Annotated in this window: 19 protein-coding genes; 18 read left to right on the forward strand and 1 reads right to left on the reverse strand. The window is 28.8% G+C overall.

From position 1 onward, the window contains the following. Positions 1-78: 78 nt before the first annotated feature. The 10 genes from KLA_RS03650 to KLA_RS03695 all read left to right on the forward strand — a co-directional run bounded on the left by KLA_RS03650 (position 79) and on the right by KLA_RS03695 (position 9,210). Entirely contained in the window at positions 79-810 is a 732-nt protein-coding gene (locus tag KLA_RS03650) for a tetratricopeptide repeat protein (RefSeq protein WP_034644028.1), read from the forward strand. Positions 811-832: 22 nt separating this feature from the next. Beyond that, entirely contained in the window at positions 833-1,318 is a 486-nt protein-coding gene (locus KLA_RS03655; RefSeq protein ID WP_034644030.1) for a hypothetical protein, read from the forward strand. 144 nt (positions 1,319-1,462) lie between these two features. Continuing rightward, positions 1,463-2,104, forward strand: coding sequence for a hypothetical protein (locus KLA_RS03660; RefSeq protein ID WP_034644034.1), 642 nt, complete (start codon positions 1,463-1,465; stop codon positions 2,102-2,104). A gap of 161 nt (positions 2,105-2,265) precedes the next feature. Then, entirely contained in the window at positions 2,266-2,718 is a 453-nt protein-coding gene (locus KLA_RS03665; RefSeq protein WP_034644037.1) for a hypothetical protein, read from the forward strand. A 278-nt stretch (positions 2,719-2,996) separates the two neighbouring features. Beyond that, on the forward strand, positions 2,997-4,139 hold the full coding sequence (locus KLA_RS03670) for a helix-turn-helix domain-containing protein (RefSeq protein ID WP_034644040.1): 1,143 nt from the start codon (positions 2,997-2,999) through the stop codon (positions 4,137-4,139). Positions 4,140-4,206: 67 nt separating this feature from the next. Beyond that, on the forward strand, positions 4,207-5,838 hold the full coding sequence (locus KLA_RS03675; RefSeq protein WP_034644044.1) for a serine hydrolase domain-containing protein: 1,632 nt from the start codon (positions 4,207-4,209) through the stop codon (positions 5,836-5,838). Positions 5,839-6,143: 305 nt separating this feature from the next. Continuing rightward, on the forward strand, positions 6,144-7,010 hold the full coding sequence (locus KLA_RS03680; protein ID WP_013621034.1) for a glycerophosphodiester phosphodiesterase family protein: 867 nt from the start codon (positions 6,144-6,146) through the stop codon (positions 7,008-7,010). 157 nt (positions 7,011-7,167) lie between these two features. Further along, complete coding sequence (locus KLA_RS03685) at positions 7,168-7,776, forward strand: Crp/Fnr family transcriptional regulator (protein WP_013621033.1); 609 nt, start codon at positions 7,168-7,170, stop codon at positions 7,774-7,776. A gap of 74 nt (positions 7,777-7,850) precedes the next feature. Further along, the gene (locus KLA_RS03690) at positions 7,851-8,648 is read left to right on the forward strand and encodes an alpha/beta hydrolase (protein WP_034644050.1); all 798 of its coding nucleotides are present in this window, start codon (positions 7,851-7,853) and stop codon (positions 8,646-8,648) included. After that, the gene (locus KLA_RS03695; protein WP_034644053.1) at positions 8,632-9,210 is read left to right on the forward strand and encodes a hypothetical protein; all 579 of its coding nucleotides are present in this window, start codon (positions 8,632-8,634) and stop codon (positions 9,208-9,210) included. Before KLA_RS03690 ends, KLA_RS03695 begins: the two co-directional genes overlap by 17 nt. Here the strand turns inward: KLA_RS03695 and KLA_RS03700 are convergent. Continuing rightward, positions 9,207-9,806 carry a leucine-rich repeat domain-containing protein gene (locus KLA_RS03700; protein ID WP_034644055.1) on the reverse strand — a complete coding sequence of 200 codons (600 nt, stop codon included), beginning with the start codon at positions 9,804-9,806 and terminating at the stop codon, positions 9,207-9,209. The two genes, KLA_RS03695 and KLA_RS03700, sit on opposite strands and share 4 nt — an antisense overlap. Before the next feature lie 215 nt (positions 9,807-10,021). Between KLA_RS03700 and KLA_RS03705 the strand changes: the two genes are divergently transcribed. From KLA_RS03705 to KLA_RS03740, 8 genes are all read left to right on the forward strand, one after another. Then, entirely contained in the window at positions 10,022-10,906 is an 885-nt protein-coding gene (locus KLA_RS03705) for a DUF2608 domain-containing protein (protein ID WP_034644058.1), read from the forward strand. 69 nt (positions 10,907-10,975) lie between these two features. Continuing rightward, positions 10,976-11,407 (forward strand): hypothetical protein, encoded by a 432-nt coding sequence (locus tag KLA_RS03710; protein ID WP_034644061.1) that lies wholly within the window; start codon positions 10,976-10,978, stop codon positions 11,405-11,407. 275 nt (positions 11,408-11,682) lie between these two features. Continuing rightward, positions 11,683-12,579, forward strand: a complete 897-nt coding sequence (locus KLA_RS03715) for a DUF695 domain-containing protein (RefSeq protein WP_235183517.1) — start codon at positions 11,683-11,685, stop codon at positions 12,577-12,579. An 11-nt stretch (positions 12,580-12,590) separates the two neighbouring features. Further along, positions 12,591-12,782, forward strand: coding sequence for a hypothetical protein (locus KLA_RS03720; RefSeq protein WP_034644067.1), 192 nt, complete (start codon positions 12,591-12,593; stop codon positions 12,780-12,782). Positions 12,783-12,939: 157 nt separating this feature from the next. After that, positions 12,940-13,596: a sterol desaturase family protein gene (locus tag KLA_RS03725; protein WP_034644071.1), complete on the forward strand. Its 657-nt coding sequence runs from the start codon at positions 12,940-12,942 to the stop codon at positions 13,594-13,596. Between the two features lie 10 nt (positions 13,597-13,606). Next, on the forward strand, positions 13,607-14,230 hold the full coding sequence (locus KLA_RS03730) for a tetratricopeptide repeat protein (RefSeq protein WP_034644072.1): 624 nt from the start codon (positions 13,607-13,609) through the stop codon (positions 14,228-14,230). A 46-nt stretch (positions 14,231-14,276) separates the two neighbouring features. Further along, positions 14,277-14,783, forward strand: coding sequence for an RDD family protein (locus tag KLA_RS03735; RefSeq protein WP_034644074.1), 507 nt, complete (start codon positions 14,277-14,279; stop codon positions 14,781-14,783). A gap of 27 nt (positions 14,784-14,810) precedes the next feature. Further along, the gene (locus KLA_RS03740) at positions 14,811-15,644 is read left to right on the forward strand and encodes a helix-turn-helix domain-containing protein (protein ID WP_034644077.1); all 834 of its coding nucleotides are present in this window, start codon (positions 14,811-14,813) and stop codon (positions 15,642-15,644) included. Positions 15,645-15,837 lie beyond the last annotated feature (193 nt).

Raw genomic sequence — 15,837 nt, forward strand, 5'->3', positions numbered from 1 at the left:
AATTAATAAATCAAAATAAAGAAAACCGTTGGCGGTAATTAAGACAAACATTCTCATATAAAAAATTAAACACACGAAATGGAAAACATTTTTGAAAAAGCATTTAATAGAAATCGAAATGGAATTTATAAAAGAGGTGGAAGGCAATTAAATGAATTAAACAGCCTATTGGACAATTCTTTACCTGAATATGTTATATATTATTCGCAAGCTCAAAAATACTATGAAATTGGAAATTTAAATGATGCGTTTAACAATATAAATAAAGCTATCGAATTATCTGATGTTGATGATTGGAAACAATATGCATTCAAGGCAAACGTATTAGAAGAAGCAAAACACTATGAGGATGCAATAAAAAATTACGAAATTGCAATTGATATAAATCCTAATGACGTTTATGTTTATGCTCTATATCATCAAATAGGCTGGTGTTATTTAAACTTAAAAGATGATGAAAAAGCGGTTGAGTTTTACACATATGCAATCAACTTAAAAAAGCAACACCCGAATTCTGAATATAACGAAGATTTAGAAGGGATTGACAATGGAGTACTTCTTGGAAAGAAATTTGAACAGATGTATATTAATAGAGGGAATTCTTTAAAAAATATTGGAAAATTAGAAGATGCAAGGCAAGATTGTATTTCAGCAATAAAATGTAATGAACAGTACTCAAATCCTTATTTATTACTGTCACAAATTTTTGATTTAGCAGGTCATAAAGAAGAATCAATGAAGTTTTTAAAACACGCTTCGGATATGGGAAATCAAAATGCTACAAGAATATTTAATAATGGAGGGTTTTAAATTAAAAAAAGTGCATTGAATTATGGAATTCGAAAAGATTTTCAATAAGAAGTTTATTTATAAGCTAAATACTTCTATTTCAAATTATACAGAAAATTTAAAATCTCACTCTATTAAACCAAATAGTTATTATGAGCAAAAATATGATATGTATATTTCTGTAGAAAAGAAATTCAATAGTGCTTTTGGTCTAACTTTTAATAGAAATCCTCTTTTATTATTCAATGACGGAATATTAAATGCAGTCTATTATAGATTCAATAAAAATCAGATAAACTACCTTGAGGAAGCAATAAAACAATTAGTAAAACCAAAAACAGAAAATAAAAAAGAAAACACAATTTCATTTCAGTTTGAAAATGACTATTACATTAAAATAATGTATAGACAACATACAGATAATACAGGAATGTGTTTTTATAATAAAAGTTACTATATGGACGAGTTAAAAAGTATCGAAGATAAAAAGAAAGAGTTAACTGAAACAAAGAAAAATTTACCATTTTAAAAACTACCGCCAACAATGGCTATAAGTAATTGCTTGTTCTCGCCTACTTCTGAAAATCCGCTAGGATTTTCAGCTTGGTACGAACTTGCAAAGTTAAGTGCTACCCCACGCAACTAATCATAGCCGAAACCGTTACCAAAAATTATGAAATTCATACTTCAAACAATAATACTTCTGATTTCGATTACGACTTTTTCACAAGAAAAATTAATCGGAAAATATTGTTCGATTCCACTTGGTGAATCAGATGTAACGTGTATTGATTTTAAAGAAAATAATCGATTTGATTATTTCGTTTCTGGATGTTTAGGAGTTTCGGCAATTGGTAGTGGAAAATTTGAATTGAAAGACGAAAAACTAAACTTGATTTTTGACAAAGCTGAACAGATTTCAAAAAGTGAAATTAAAATAACGGAATCTAAAGCGAAATCTGAAAAAGAAATTAAACTTGAGTTTAAAGTTAAAGACGAAAATGGAATTGAAATTCCAGCTAATGTTATACGAACATCTGACCGAAAACATTTCTTCTTTGATGAATTAAATAAAGTTTTTATAGTCGATAAAAATAGTACGAAAGCAAACTACCGAATTGAATTTATTGGTTATGAAACCCTTGAATTGGAAATTGAAAACAGTTCTGATAAAATAATTGAAATTGCTTTATTTCCTGCTCAAGCAAAAGTTATTTCTGACAAAGAAATTTCTTGGAAATGGGAAAAAGTGAATAAAAATGAATTTAAAACTGGTATAAACTTTTGGGACAGATTTAAAAAAGAAAAAAATTAACTTTTGGTAACAATGTGTATAATTCATTGCTAGTTATAGCCTACTTACGAAAGTCCTCGCGGACTTTCTATCTGTGATTTATTTGCTAACTTTAGTGCTTAAACACGCAACAAACCATATGCTCAACCGTTGTGCGTAAGCTAAAAATTATACGATATTGAATGATATTTCACGGCATTAATAACCAAATAGTAGAATTAAAAATAGCAAATTATCAGTTTCCTAAAATAACGGATTGCGAATATGATTCTAATTGGTTATTGATTTATCTAAATGTAAAAAGTGACTGTGGAAATTGGCAAACTGCTGACCCATCACTTTTGGTTGGAGATGTAATAGAAATAATAGAGTGGTTCGAAAAAATATCTCAAAACAAAACGCCAAAATATGAATGTTTGGATTTTATCGAGCCAAATTTGGCATTTGAGCTAATCAAAGCAGGAATGGACTTTAAAACTGTTCGCATAAAATTTGACTTAGAATCTAGACCTAAGAGTGCAGATGATAAAAAAGATTATTTTGTGGACTGTAAAATGGATAACTCGCAATTGCAAAAAGTTATAGAAGGACTAAAAAAAGAATTGAAACCGTATCCAATAAGAGCGGTTAGATGAAAAAAGCCTACGCACAACAATGGCTATAATTAATGCGGAGGTTTGGTATTTATTCAAAAAGCTTGTGTACTTTTATAAAGTCGTTAAATTGAAAATTACGCGATAGCGAAATATTCAAAATTTAGCTTTAGACAAGAAAAAATAAAACTAAACAATAAGCTTTAGCTTAGTGCGCAGAAGAAAACAAAAGGTTTCCTTACTCCCGCACAGCGCATAACCAACCCGTTAGCAACAAGCCAAAGAAACATTACATAAAATATAGATACTGAATATAATTAATGTGTGAATTAAATTTAAATTTTTATAACTTTATTATAATTGCATCTATATTTATAGGAACAACATTTGGACTGTTACTTATTTTTACTAAACGGGCTAATAGAAAAGCCAATATACTGCTTGGTATAGTTACTTTTATCATTGTTTTTTGGAGTGTTTGGATTTTGAGTTTGGATTTTCAAATAACTAATTACCTTACCTATTTCTATTTAATTCCATTAAATTACTCTCTGGCACTTGGTCCCTTACTATATTTATATGTTAAAAAAATAACCGATTTTAACTATCATATATCTAAAAAACATGGCGTTCATTTTTTACCGCTTATAATAGAACTTACCGTGCATATAATTATTTGCCGTGATGCGCTTATAAATAATATTACTGCTGTAGAAACTGATACATACCTTAAATTAATGCCCATCATTCAATTTTTAGCCATAATCTCAATCATTACTTATTCAATTTATTCACTTAAGGCAATCAAATTTTATCATTTCTGGTTAAAAAAAAATTATAGTACTAATGATGCATATAGTTTAAGGTGGTTGTATAGATTAATTACCATATTTGCAATAATTTGGTTTTCATGGACTCCTTATACCATTATTGATTATGTTGTCTTCGATTTTCAATTAGGAATAAGTGATTATTATCCTATTTATGTGTTACTTTCTATTACCACCATTTGGATTAGTGCTGAAGCTTTTTTAAGACCAGAAGTAATTTTACTTGAAACCAATAAACCAAAAAGTATAAAAAAAGAAAATCCATCTGAAGAAATTGCAAAAAAAGCATCTTGGTTAAAAGAACAAATGGAAACCAATCTTTTTTATCTTAATTCAGAATTAACATTGAAATCTTTAGCTGACAATCTTGACATCCATCCAAATGTTCTATCAAAATTAATAAATGATGGCTTAGGTAAAAACTTCTCAGACTTTATAAATGAATACCGGGTAAATGCCATTATTCAAAAATTACATAGCGGTAATTATGATCACATCACTTTATTGGGTATTTCTTTTGAATGTGGTTTTAATTCAAAAACAACTTTTAACAGAGTCTTTAAAAACATCAAGGGTATCACTCCTTTAAATTATAAAAAATCAATAAAAAAAAGCTTACACAACTTTAAATAAGCACCATTCTATAATTTGGGGCGTTTAAAATAGCATGTTACCATTATGTTTGTTCAAAAAATAAAACATGAAATTAAAATATTATTTAACTCTTACTATTTGTTTAATTATTTCTGGTAACGCTATAAGTTATGCACAAACAAAAAAAATTGAAAACCTGTATTTTTCAAAAATTGACTTAAAAAAAGAGAAAATAAAATTAACAGACTACACGAATAGTTTTACATTAAATAAAGATAAATTTTTAACAGCTCACTTTACATTAGATAAACCTCTTATTGAAAGTCTTAAATTATTAGCTCCAAATTTAACGCAAGACCAATTGTTAAATAAAGGAAGTTTTCAGTTTTCATTTTTAGTAGATGGTAAAATAGTTTATACAGAAAACTTAAATAAAGGAGCAGGAAATATTAAATCTAAAACAACTCAACTAAAACATACAATCCCTTTAATTTATCCTAAGCAACTTGATTTTTGGGGTTGGTTTATGTGGTTAAAGTTTATGAAGTTAGGAGGAGGACAAGATGTTCTTGCTAAAGGAAATCATTCTTTAACTATTGAAGTAAGGCCATATATAAAAAGAAGTGATATAAAAGTTGGGGCAATTTTAGCTAAGGGAAATATTACTATAGAAGTAGCTAAAGCACTTGTAGATGAAAGTTTAATACCTGTTCAAAAAATACAGCCTAATAGCGGTTGGAAATTATCTAAAGATAATTTTAACACTAAAAAAATAGAAGCCTTAAATAGGAAAATAGCTGAAAAAAGATTTGAAAACATTAATGGTATTGTAGTAATAAAAGAGAACAAACTTTTAATAGAAGAATATTTTAACGGCGAAAACAGAAATAGTTTACATGATTCAAGATCAGTAGGAAAATCATTTGCATCTACAATGTTGGGGGTGGCTATTGAAGAAAAATATATTGATAATGAAAACGTATTATTAAAAGATTTTTACAATTTAAAATCTTTTAATAATTATAGCGAAAAGAAAGATTCAATAACACTAAAATCTCTTTTAACAATGAGTTCTGGTTTTCTTGGTGATGATCGAGATTACGATAGTCCTGGAAATGAAGAAAATATGTACCCAACAGATAACTGGGTGAAATTTTCACTTGATTTACCTATGAAAAATGATAAAGTAATTGGTAAAGATTATATGTATTTTACAGCAGGCGTTGTTATTTTAGGAGATATAATTCATAAATCTGTTCCTGAAGGTTTGGTTTCTTATACAGATAAAAAGTTATTTAAACCTCTAAATATTACTAATTACAAATGGCAATACACACCACAAAAAGTTGGTAATACTGCGGGAGGAATACAGTTAAGAGCTATTGATTTTGCTAAGTATGGGCAATTATATAAAAACAAAGGAAAATGGAATGGGAAGCAAGTTCTGACTAAAAAATGGGTAGAAAAAAGTTTATCAAAACAAGTATCGCAAGCTTATGGTGGAATAGATGATGGTTATTATGGGTACCTTTTCTGGAATAAAACATATACTGTTAATGGTAAAAATTATGAAGTTTCCTTTTGTAGTGGTAGAGGAGGAAATAAGATTTTTATTTTTAAAGACATTCCTTTTGTGGTCGTTGTAACTTCTTCTGCATATGACAGCCTTTCAGCTCATACCAATACAGATAAAATAATGACTGACTATATATTACCTGCAATAATTGATAAAGAATAAAACCCGTTGCCAACAAAGTATTGTGGTAAAAAACAAGTAGAAAAGATAGAGGGGATTTTTTTAGAAGTTTAGTTTAAGAATACTGAAATAAAATATACATACCAAAAGGTATAAAAAATTGGAGTTTTTATCTGTTTTAGGTATGCTAAAAAATATTTTTAATTTAATGTTTCTGTCCAAAAAAGATAAAAGCAAAATATTATATTTGACTTTTATCAATACTAAACGCCTTACTAATAACCTGCCCTACGCTTCAATACAAGTAAATTGGCAAATATCCTCTAGTGCACAGAAAAATTTAATACATGAAAAAACTAATAATTCCTATTCTACTAATTTCATTTCTTTTTGTTGGATGTAAAGAAAACAATAAGCAGGAGAATACTTTACAAACTTATTTTAGTTATTCTAATTCTAGTGATATATTAATTAGTTCTCACCGTGGAGGAAAAGGATATCCTGGCTACCCTGAAAATTGCTTAGAAACTATGCAGTATATTAAAAAACATATTCCTAACGCGTTATTTGAAATTGATGTAGCAAAAAGTAAAGATGGGGTATTATTACTTATGCATGATAATTCACTTGAGAGAACATCAACTGGTTTTGGGAGAGTTGACCAAAACAGCTGGAAAACAATGTCTCAACTAAAACTTAAAGATGATTTTGACTCTATAGTTGATTTTAAAATTCCGTTATTTAAAGATGTATTAGACTGGGCAAAAAAAGAAAACGCAATACTTACAGTTGATATTAAGCGAAGTGTTGACCCCGAAGATGTACTACATTTTATTGAAAAAAACGATGCCTTAAAGCAATCGGTTATTATTACCTACTCTATTAAAACAGCTCAAAAGTTATACAAGTTAAATCCAAAAGTAGTACTATCTGTTAGCATTAGAAATACCGAAGAGTTTAACAGAGCTGCCAACTCTGGCATACCTTGGGCAAATATGGTTGCATTTACAGGAACAATGGTGTCAGACTCATCATTGTATAACAAGCTACACAAAAAGGGGGTTATGTGTATGTTGGGGACTTTAGGTAACTTAGATAAGAGAGCCGCTGCAAAAGGCGAACATCTTTACAGAGAATGGGCCAAACTAGGAATTGACGTTTTTGCAACAGACAGGCCACTAGAAACACAAAAAGCTCTTATAACGCATCAATAAATAGCTTTTAAGTTAAACTGCTTATAAAAACTATGAATTCTAAAATGTTTACCAAGCACATTAATGTGCTATAACTATGTTATATTTTGTTTGTTAAATTACGCTCCTTTTTTACACATTAAAAACTAATAACTCACGTATTACAAAACTAAAATTCATGAAAGAGCACTTTTCTACAGAAGAAAATATTCTATTTAATTTTTTAAGTCAAGTATACCCACTAACTCAAATAGATTTTATGCCTTTAGCTAAGGTTATAAAAAAGAAAAAAATTAAAAAAGGAGAGCTCTTGCTAAATATTGGACAGGTAGAAACCAAAACATGTTTGGTACTAAAAGGCTTTATACATCAATACACCATTATTGAAGATAATTTATTTACTATTGATTTTTCGCTCTCGGGTATGAGCTTTAACAACTTTACAAGCTATATGGAAGAGTCACCCTCTAACCAAATACAAGAAGCACTAATTGATACTGAAATTATTTATTTTGAAAAAATAGACATTGAAAAGCTACTACTAAATAGTCATCCTTTTTCTTTTATATATACCAAGTTATTTGAGCAAGTACACTTAGAGCGCGAAAAAAGATCTTTAATACTACAGCATAAAAATGCATACAAAAAATATGAACTTTTTTTAAATACAATTTCTAAATCTAAAAGGTTTTTAGAAGAAGTACCACAAAAGTTAATTGCCAATTATTTAGGTATGACTCCAGAAACATATAGCAGAGTTAAAAAAACATACTTAAATAAAGCTTAAAGGTTAATTTCTTGATTTAAAATAAGTTTTAAGTTTTAAAGATTTTAGATTTTTGAAAAATAAAGTCTAAGGTTATGAAACTTACAACACTTATTGTATTCTGCATTGTATTATTAAGTTGCTCTGCTACTGATGATGATTTTGACATTATTGGATCTAAAGAACAATTTACTATAAACTCATCTATAGTAAATGACAGTTATGCTATTTATGTATTTCTTCCCAAAAATTACAATAGCAGCTTAGCAAACCAATTAATTATTGCTTTAGACGGTGATACTAGGTTTACCTCTATTGCCAATATTGTATCAAACAAGGTTAAAAAAAACAGTATGCCAGCTTGTATTTTAGTTGCTATTGGCAATAACAAACAAAGAAATAGAGACTACACTCCTACTATTTATGCGCATGGCTCTGGTGGCGCAGAAAATTTTTATCAGTTTATTAAAAATGAATTAATTCCTGAATTAGAATCTAGATATAGTATAGATTCATCTAACAACAAAACATTAATTGGGCATTCTTTTGGCGGGCTATTTACTCAATACGTTATGGCAAAAGAAAGAGCTTCTAACCCGTTTAATAAGTTCATCTCTGGAGGCACATCATACTGGTACGACTCTGGTGTTATATTTAATTTTGAAGAATACTACGCCAGCTCTAACACCGATTTGGATGTGATATTCTATAACGGAATGGGCTCGTTAGAAGGTGGTGTTATGTTAGCATCATTTGAAGAAATGAACAATAGACTCCGTTCTAGAAACTTTCCAAATTTTAAGCATAAAAGTGAATTGATAAAAAAAAGTGGCCATAGCGGTTCTGCAACTAAAATAGTTAAAAAAGGTTTAGACTATGTATTTTATAAATAAAGTAATTTTAGCTCTGGTATTGTGTGTTTCTGCAACAACCTTATGGTGTCAAAAAACAAACAGCAACAATTTAGAAATAGGTGTGTTAGCTGCTGGCGATGAGGCCTTATATTATGGAGGATATAGCAAATACACTACTCCACTATCTCAAAACAAACATCATTTTACCTTAGCATTTTCAATAGTTGCATATTTTGACTTTAAGGGAGAGTCTGAGCCAAATGCAACATTAAAAAATGATATAGATATGCGTTTACTACCAACAATTAATTTTGGTTACTCCCTTAATTTTAATAGCGTACAAATAAATTTTGAAGTTCCTGTTGGCGCAAGCATAGCTATTACCAAAGGAACTTTAATTAATAAAAAAATAGGCTTTAAAAAAACCTATTCTAATACCGAAACCTTTTTTAACTACGGCTTGTCTTTTTCTCCAAAATACAAGCTTAATAGCTCCAATAGCATAGGTATTTACAGTTTTATACCTTTAGTTAGTGACAAAGCACAATCTGGATACCAAATAGGAATTGGATGGACTAAAAATATAAGTGTTAAAAACTAATAAATTTCAAATGTTATATTGTCTATGTCGCACTTATGAAAAATACTCCATATATAATTCTCAAACTTTGCTGGTAACATAACTTTTTTAAGCATTTTATTACTTGCAAAACTTCCCTTAGGTATTTCTGTTAAATGATCTGGTATAGTTAGTTCTTCAAAATTATTTTCTGCAAAGCAATCATTACTCATATTTTTTACTGTTTCTGGTAAATTTAAACTAGTTAAAGCATTACCTACAAAACAAAACATTGGTAAAAATTCAATACTGGACTCAATTACAAGTTTTTCAATATTGTTACGTCCAAAGGCACCACCACCTATTTTGTTTACTTTACTTGGTATTATTATCTCTTTAATTTTATTATCATAAAAAGCATCTTCACCAATATATTCTAATAAGCTAGGTAATGTAACCGCTTCAATTCCTTTTTCGCAAAAAGCCTCTTTGTAAATATAAAGTACAGGTTTATCATTAATGCAATCTGGTATACTTACGTTTTTAGCTTTGCCTACATAATCTAAAATAGCTATACCATTACTAAACTGCCTAAAAGAATAATCTTCATTAACTAAATCTACTACTGATTCTTCCATAATTATTATTTTATAATTTTTACTTTTAATTAAACACAGAGCTATTTAAAATACAGTAACTCTATTAATAATTATTAAATATAATTGAAGCAATAGAAGACTTTTAAAAGCAATTTGTTTTCGTAGTTGTTTTTTTTGTATTCGTTAGTTGAAGCAAAACATGTAATTTTACACCCAACAAAAACTACATCTTTACAAATTACAAACAAGCTATTATGACTAAAAAAAAGTATGCAACATTTATGGCAATAATGCTGCTTATAAGTGTAAGCTTAAAGGCACAAACATTAAAAGACAGCACTATTTTTAGTTTTAAAGATGTAAATAATGTTGTAACCCAAAAAACCAAACAATACGGAGTAGAAAATGTACTTGTTATTGTAGATATTGATAATACACTTTTAACCAGCAATGTAGATCTTGGCGGAGACATTTGGTACAATTGGCAAAGAGGTAAAATTAAAGATGCTATACCAACAAAAAAACAAAAAATTGAAAACTGTTTTTATGAAGATGTTATTGGTTTATTGTACGAGCTTGGCACAATGAAATTAACAGACTCTTTAATACCCAAATACCTAAACAACTGGCAAAATAATGGCACAACTGTATTTGCACTAACATCTAGAAGCCCTAGGTACAGAACCGCAACACAAAGAGAATTGTTAAAAAATGGTATAAACTTATCTAAATCTCCTATTACACAGGTTGATGGTTCTAAAGCTGTTTACAATTACACCTTAGAAAGAGAAATGAGTTACAGAGATGGACTTATGATGACCACAGGTATGAATAAGGGAGATATGATTGCACATATATTAGGAAGAACAGGAAGAAGCTACAAAGCTATAATTTTTGTTGATGACTCTGAAAAAAACGTAAAAGATGTTAAGCATAAGTTTAAAGATAATACTGCAATTGATTTTACTGTTTTTTATTTTGATAAAATAGTTAGAGACAGAAAAATAGCTAATGGTGGTATTTTAATAACCAAAAAGCAAGCAAAGAAAATGACAGCAGACTGGGAGAAATTATCAAAAACATTAAAAGATATTTTTCCTGGCAGAAATACCAAAAACAAATGTGTTAGTCCAAACTAACAGATTTAAAACAACTTAATCTGTTTTATAGCGTTAATTGTTTTTAACCAATTAAACTATAATTACAATATGAAAAAATTATTTTTCACGCTATTATTTACCGCATTACTATTTTCTTGTTCTTCTGATGATGACAATTCTCAAAAAAGCATAGAAGAAACTGTATTAGAAGGCTCTTGGCTTTTTCAAAGATTAGGAGAAGCCTGTGATAATGATTATGATTTAGAAGCAGGAGACCCTTATGCTTTTAAATTTTTAGAAAACAACACTATAGAGTTTGAAGATCCAGGTTACCTATCTAGCTCTATGTACACTATAGATGGTAACAATTTAACCTTAGAGACTATTTACACTTTACCTTCTGGAAGCAAACGCAAATTTGTAGGCAATTATACTTTTTCTGAAGATACAGGTAACTTTACTGGTACAAATACGTTTACAGCTTATAATGATACAGAAACACAGTGGACCTGCCAAGGCACTACTAGTATCTCTAGATAACAACATAAAACATTTATAAATTAGCTATTCATATGCAAACTAAACCATATGAATAGCTAATTTTTTTTACAACAAAATTTTTAGAAAACAACCACCTATTTAAATCAAAAGAAGAGCCAATAAACTCTTACGAAGATTTTTGGAAATGGTTTTCTCAAAACCAACAAGCATTTTATAATGTAATTAAAGACAAAGGCAATGTTAACAAAGAATTTTTTGAAAAACTATCGCCAAAATTAGATCAACTTAAAGACGGAATTTGGTTTTTAGCAGGTATGTTTAATGATACTACTGCAGAACTTATTTTAACTCCAGACGGAGTAATAAAAAACATTGTATTTGTAGAAGAGTTGGTAGCTTCAGCACCTGAGATAAAAAATTGGAAGATAACAGCTCTTAAACAACCATCTGACCTAGGAAAATTTGGAATAGAAATGGATGGCTACATATTTAACGAAAGTAAAATGCAATTTTATGCTACAGAACATTCTTCTATGCCAGACGAAATTGATATTACCATAACCCATGAAGATTTTACCGAAGAAAATAAAGCTATTATGACAAATGGTGTTTACCTTGCTTTAGACCATTCTTTAGGCGAATTAAACTCTATAACCAAAATAGATAATGTAAATATTATTGCTCCCGAAAATGCCACATCAGAATTGGTACCTTTTAAAAAACTAAAAGACTTTTTAATATGGAGAGAAAAAGAGTTTGTAGAAAAATACAAAGGACTAAGGCACAATACCGAAAACGATAAATATTCTGGGTTAGAAGCAACTTTAAATAACGGATTACCATTAATTGCAGTTGTAAATACTGATTTACTTGCTTGGGATAGTAAAGCGTCTCACCCTTGGATTGCCGTAATGGAAATAAAATACGATGGTGATAATAACAATGGTATGCCAGATAGCGACACCTACCAATTGTTAAACCAAATTGAAGACAAAATAACAGCAGAACTCAAAGATTCTGATGGCTATTTAAACGTTGGTAGGCAAACAGCAGAATCTGTAAGAGAAGTATATTTTGCCTGTATGGATTTTAGAAAGCCTGCTAAAGTATTCCATAAAATAAAAAAAGAATACCATAATAAAATTGAAATAAATACAGACATTTATAAAGACAAATACTGGCAATCTTTTAATAGGTTTATGCCTAATTAAATATTGTCTAAATGAAGAAAATCAACTTTTCAGAAGAAGAAGTTAAATCACTTTTGTTTGTAATTGAAAAAAGAATAGATAGTATTAGAGATGTTGAAATATCACAACCAAAATTCATTAAAAACGAATTTTATTACCCCTTATTTACAACAAGAGGTAAATTAGAAAAAAGAGAGACTAAATTCCTAAAAAAAAGAAATTGAAATTTTAAAAATATGTCTAAATAATTTCGGAATAAAAGAAGAAGTCATGGAAATTAATGGATTTAAAAAGAATAGATTAGTCAGACCTTTTTCTTCCGCTTATAAAAAATTATAATTATTCAAAGCGTTTATAATATCTAATAACCAAAATTAGTAAATGAATCTTAAAGACTTTACAACATTTTTTGCTTTATTAATTGGATTAAATATTGCTGGCTATTTATTAAACATAGGTATTAGCTTGGTGTGGAACAAAGTCTACAAACACCAATCCACAATTACAAAAAAAGAAGTTTTATCATCCATCCTAACCCTATTTATAAATATTATAATAGCTATTCCAGGATACATTCTGTGGATAAAAGGCTTTATTACATTTAATAATCAAGACCCTTGGCTTACTTTTATAATTCTGTTTCTATTTTTAGATATACTAATGTATGTTTTACATTGGGCATCACACAACATTGTTGTATTAAAAAAAATTCATTTACAGCATCATGAACATACAGAGCAGTTTAATGTTGTAAGCCTGTATTATATGTCGCCCTGGGAATCTATACTATTTGGTTTACTATTAACGGTAGTTGCGTTATTATTTTCTTTAAATGTTTATGGTTTTATAGCCTTTTTAATTTACAACTGGTTTTACGGTGTTGTAACACACCTAAACACAAAATTAAGTAAGCCTTACTTTTTAATATTTACCACCAATTACTTTCATAAAAATCATCATAAGCTATTTTCTAAAAACTATGGTTTTTATACTATTTTATGGGATAGGTTATTTAAAACGGAAAGTACAAATTTATAGTCGCCATATAATGAGAATAGCGTTAAAAGTATTGTTTTTACTTATAATTACTGTTAGTTGCAAAAACAATAGCACAAAAGAAGAAACTAACAACATTAACGAACAACACAAAATACTAAAAGGCAACAGTTATAAGAATACAGAAGCAAATGACCTTAATGAAAAAGGGGTTGACCTATCTATAACTGGTAATTATTACGAAGCTCAAATTGCATTTAAAAAATCATTAAAAATAGAACCAGACAACCCAACAACGTTAAGCAATTTAGGGTTAAATAACTTTATGCTTTACGAGTATGATAATGCAATTAAATATTACCAAGAGGCGTACAAAATATCAGACTCTACCTACCATATGGCAGCCATAAATTTAGGGTTAACCTATTATTACAAAAAAGACTTTATCAAAGGCATAGAAATCACAACCTACGTAATTAATAATACAACAGATACGTCTATACTATCTACAGCTTATACACACAGAGCACTAAATTTTATTGGTAACAACAACTGTGATAAAGCAAAAACAGATTTAGAACATATAAAAAGTAATTACCGCGGAATGCAGAATGTTGCTTACAATATTATAGACTTAAACAATAAATTAAACGCCTGTATAGAACTAAACCCATAATTGTAATGGCACTATAAATACAATAAGCTATTCGTCTATCTTAAAAATGGCACAAAAAATATCAGAATTAAAAACCTATAAAACTGTAAACCGTAGAAACAGAAACGGAAATTACAAAGCAATGGAGTTTGAGTTTAAATACAACCCTAATATAAAAAGCTTTAACTTTCGGTTATTGTCTAAATTACTAGACTTACTTTTGTATTACTGCATTGTATATGTACTAGCAAAATTCTTCACTTTTGCTTATCCACATATACTTATTGCAACATTAGGTCTTTTTACAATAAATCCAGTTTTAGAAACCATAACCGGTAAAACATTTGGTAAATTACTTATTGGTTTTGAAGTTGTAGATGATCACTGCAAAAAGCCATCGGTATTAAAATCATTTATAAAAAATATATTGCAGCTTTTAAATTTGGTAATCTATGTGTTTACTGAAGGTGTTATTTGGGAAGAAGACATTTATTTTCACAACACAATAACAAACACCTACACTATTAAAAGTAAAAGCAAAAAAGAGATTATTGCTATGATGAATAAAGCATAGTACCTTTGACGCCCTAAACACAGTAAAATGGCTATAGAAAATATTCCTGAAATTTACTTTGATACACCATCAAAAAGCAAAGACATTTTTGTGTACGATTTTAAAATGACTAATGATGTTGTAAAAAGCAAGGTAAATTTAAGCATGAATATGTTTAGCTTTCTTCAAGTAGGAAAAAAGCAAGTGCATTTTGCAAACACCTCTAAAGCAGTTAATAGCGAACAGTCTTTACTATTAAAAAAAGGAAACTGGCTTTGGACAGAGTTGTTAGATACTGAAGCTATTTACTATTGTAAACTTTTCTTTTTTTCTGAAAAAAAACTTACCAATTTTTTAAGCAAATACACCAAAGACGTTAAGCCGTACCAAGAAAAAGTGCCTTATTTTGTGATTGAAAACGATGATTATATTGCATCATTTATAAGCTCACTATCGTCAAAAACATTTGAAAACAGTGCGTATTGTGATGCTATGCTATCGCTTAAATTTGAAGAAATATTACTGTATTTACTAGATAAATATGGTAGTGAATTTGAGCATTACTTACACGCATTAATATCTAAGGAAGTTTCTCCTTTTAAAAACATTGTAGAAGATCACATACATTCTAATTTAAAGTTAGAAGAAATTGCCTTTTTATGTAATATGAGTTTGTCTACTTTTAAAAGGCATTTTACTGCCGAGTATAAAGAAGCTCCAGGAAAATGGTTAAAAGACAAACGACTGCAAAAGGCAAAAGAACTTTTACAAGGAGGCGATTTAAAACCGTCTGATATTTATTTAGATATAGGATATAACAACCTGTCTAACTTTAGTATAGCCTTCAAAAACAAGTTCGGAATTAGTCCAACAGAAATATAAATTATTTCTAATAATCTGATTATCAAATACTTAATAATAAATTAATATTTGTTTAATATCAAAAAACACAACTTGAACTGTTTTCATAAGTTATTGAGCCATATCAATAAATAAGAAGCTTCTACTCCATTATACATTTGCATCATAATTACAACGCTTGTTTTTTTCAAGCAGATTTTTAAAAAAATTAAAA

This window comes from Cellulophaga geojensis KL-A, assembly GCF_000568425.1.
GTDB classification, from domain to species: Bacteria; Bacteroidota; Bacteroidia; order Flavobacteriales; family Flavobacteriaceae; genus Cellulophaga; species Cellulophaga lytica.

What these genes read in the sequence shown, in the direction of transcription:
- KLA_RS03705 (WP_034644058.1), top strand. Translation starts at nt 10,022, where the DNA reads ATGACTAAAAAAAAGTATGCAACATTTATGGCAATAATGCTGCTTATA.
- KLA_RS03675 (WP_034644044.1), top strand. Translation starts at nt 4,207, where the DNA reads ATGAAATTAAAATATTATTTAACTCTTACTATTTGTTTAATTATTTCT.
- KLA_RS03665 (WP_034644037.1), top strand. Translation starts at nt 2,266, where the DNA reads ATGATATTTCACGGCATTAATAACCAAATAGTAGAATTAAAAATAGCA.
- KLA_RS03715 (WP_235183517.1), top strand. Translation starts at nt 11,683, where the DNA reads ATGTTTAATGATACTACTGCAGAACTTATTTTAACTCCAGACGGAGTA.
- KLA_RS03740 (WP_034644077.1), top strand. Translation starts at nt 14,811, where the DNA reads ATGGCTATAGAAAATATTCCTGAAATTTACTTTGATACACCATCAAAA.
- KLA_RS03655 (WP_034644030.1), top strand. Translation starts at nt 833, where the DNA reads ATGGAATTCGAAAAGATTTTCAATAAGAAGTTTATTTATAAGCTAAAT.
- KLA_RS03730 (WP_034644072.1), top strand. Translation starts at nt 13,607, where the DNA reads ATGAGAATAGCGTTAAAAGTATTGTTTTTACTTATAATTACTGTTAGT.
- KLA_RS03680 (WP_013621034.1), top strand. Translation starts at nt 6,144, where the DNA reads ATGAAAAAACTAATAATTCCTATTCTACTAATTTCATTTCTTTTTGTT.
- KLA_RS03670 (WP_034644040.1), top strand. Translation starts at nt 2,997, where the DNA reads ATGTGTGAATTAAATTTAAATTTTTATAACTTTATTATAATTGCATCT.
- KLA_RS03700 (WP_034644055.1), bottom strand. Translation starts at nt 9,806, where the DNA reads ATGGAAGAATCAGTAGTAGATTTAGTTAATGAAGATTATTCTTTTAGG.
- KLA_RS03660 (WP_034644034.1), top strand. Translation starts at nt 1,463, where the DNA reads ATGAAATTCATACTTCAAACAATAATACTTCTGATTTCGATTACGACT.
- KLA_RS03685 (WP_013621033.1), top strand. Translation starts at nt 7,168, where the DNA reads ATGAAAGAGCACTTTTCTACAGAAGAAAATATTCTATTTAATTTTTTA.
- KLA_RS03690 (WP_034644050.1), top strand. Translation starts at nt 7,851, where the DNA reads ATGAAACTTACAACACTTATTGTATTCTGCATTGTATTATTAAGTTGC.
- KLA_RS03735 (WP_034644074.1), top strand. Translation starts at nt 14,277, where the DNA reads ATGGCACAAAAAATATCAGAATTAAAAACCTATAAAACTGTAAACCGT.
- KLA_RS03720 (WP_034644067.1), top strand. Translation starts at nt 12,591, where the DNA reads ATGAAGAAAATCAACTTTTCAGAAGAAGAAGTTAAATCACTTTTGTTT.
- KLA_RS03710 (WP_034644061.1), top strand. Translation starts at nt 10,976, where the DNA reads ATGAAAAAATTATTTTTCACGCTATTATTTACCGCATTACTATTTTCT.
- KLA_RS03725 (WP_034644071.1), top strand. Translation starts at nt 12,940, where the DNA reads ATGAATCTTAAAGACTTTACAACATTTTTTGCTTTATTAATTGGATTA.
- KLA_RS03695 (WP_034644053.1), top strand. Translation starts at nt 8,632, where the DNA reads ATGTATTTTATAAATAAAGTAATTTTAGCTCTGGTATTGTGTGTTTCT.
- KLA_RS03650 (WP_034644028.1), top strand. Translation starts at nt 79, where the DNA reads ATGGAAAACATTTTTGAAAAAGCATTTAATAGAAATCGAAATGGAATT.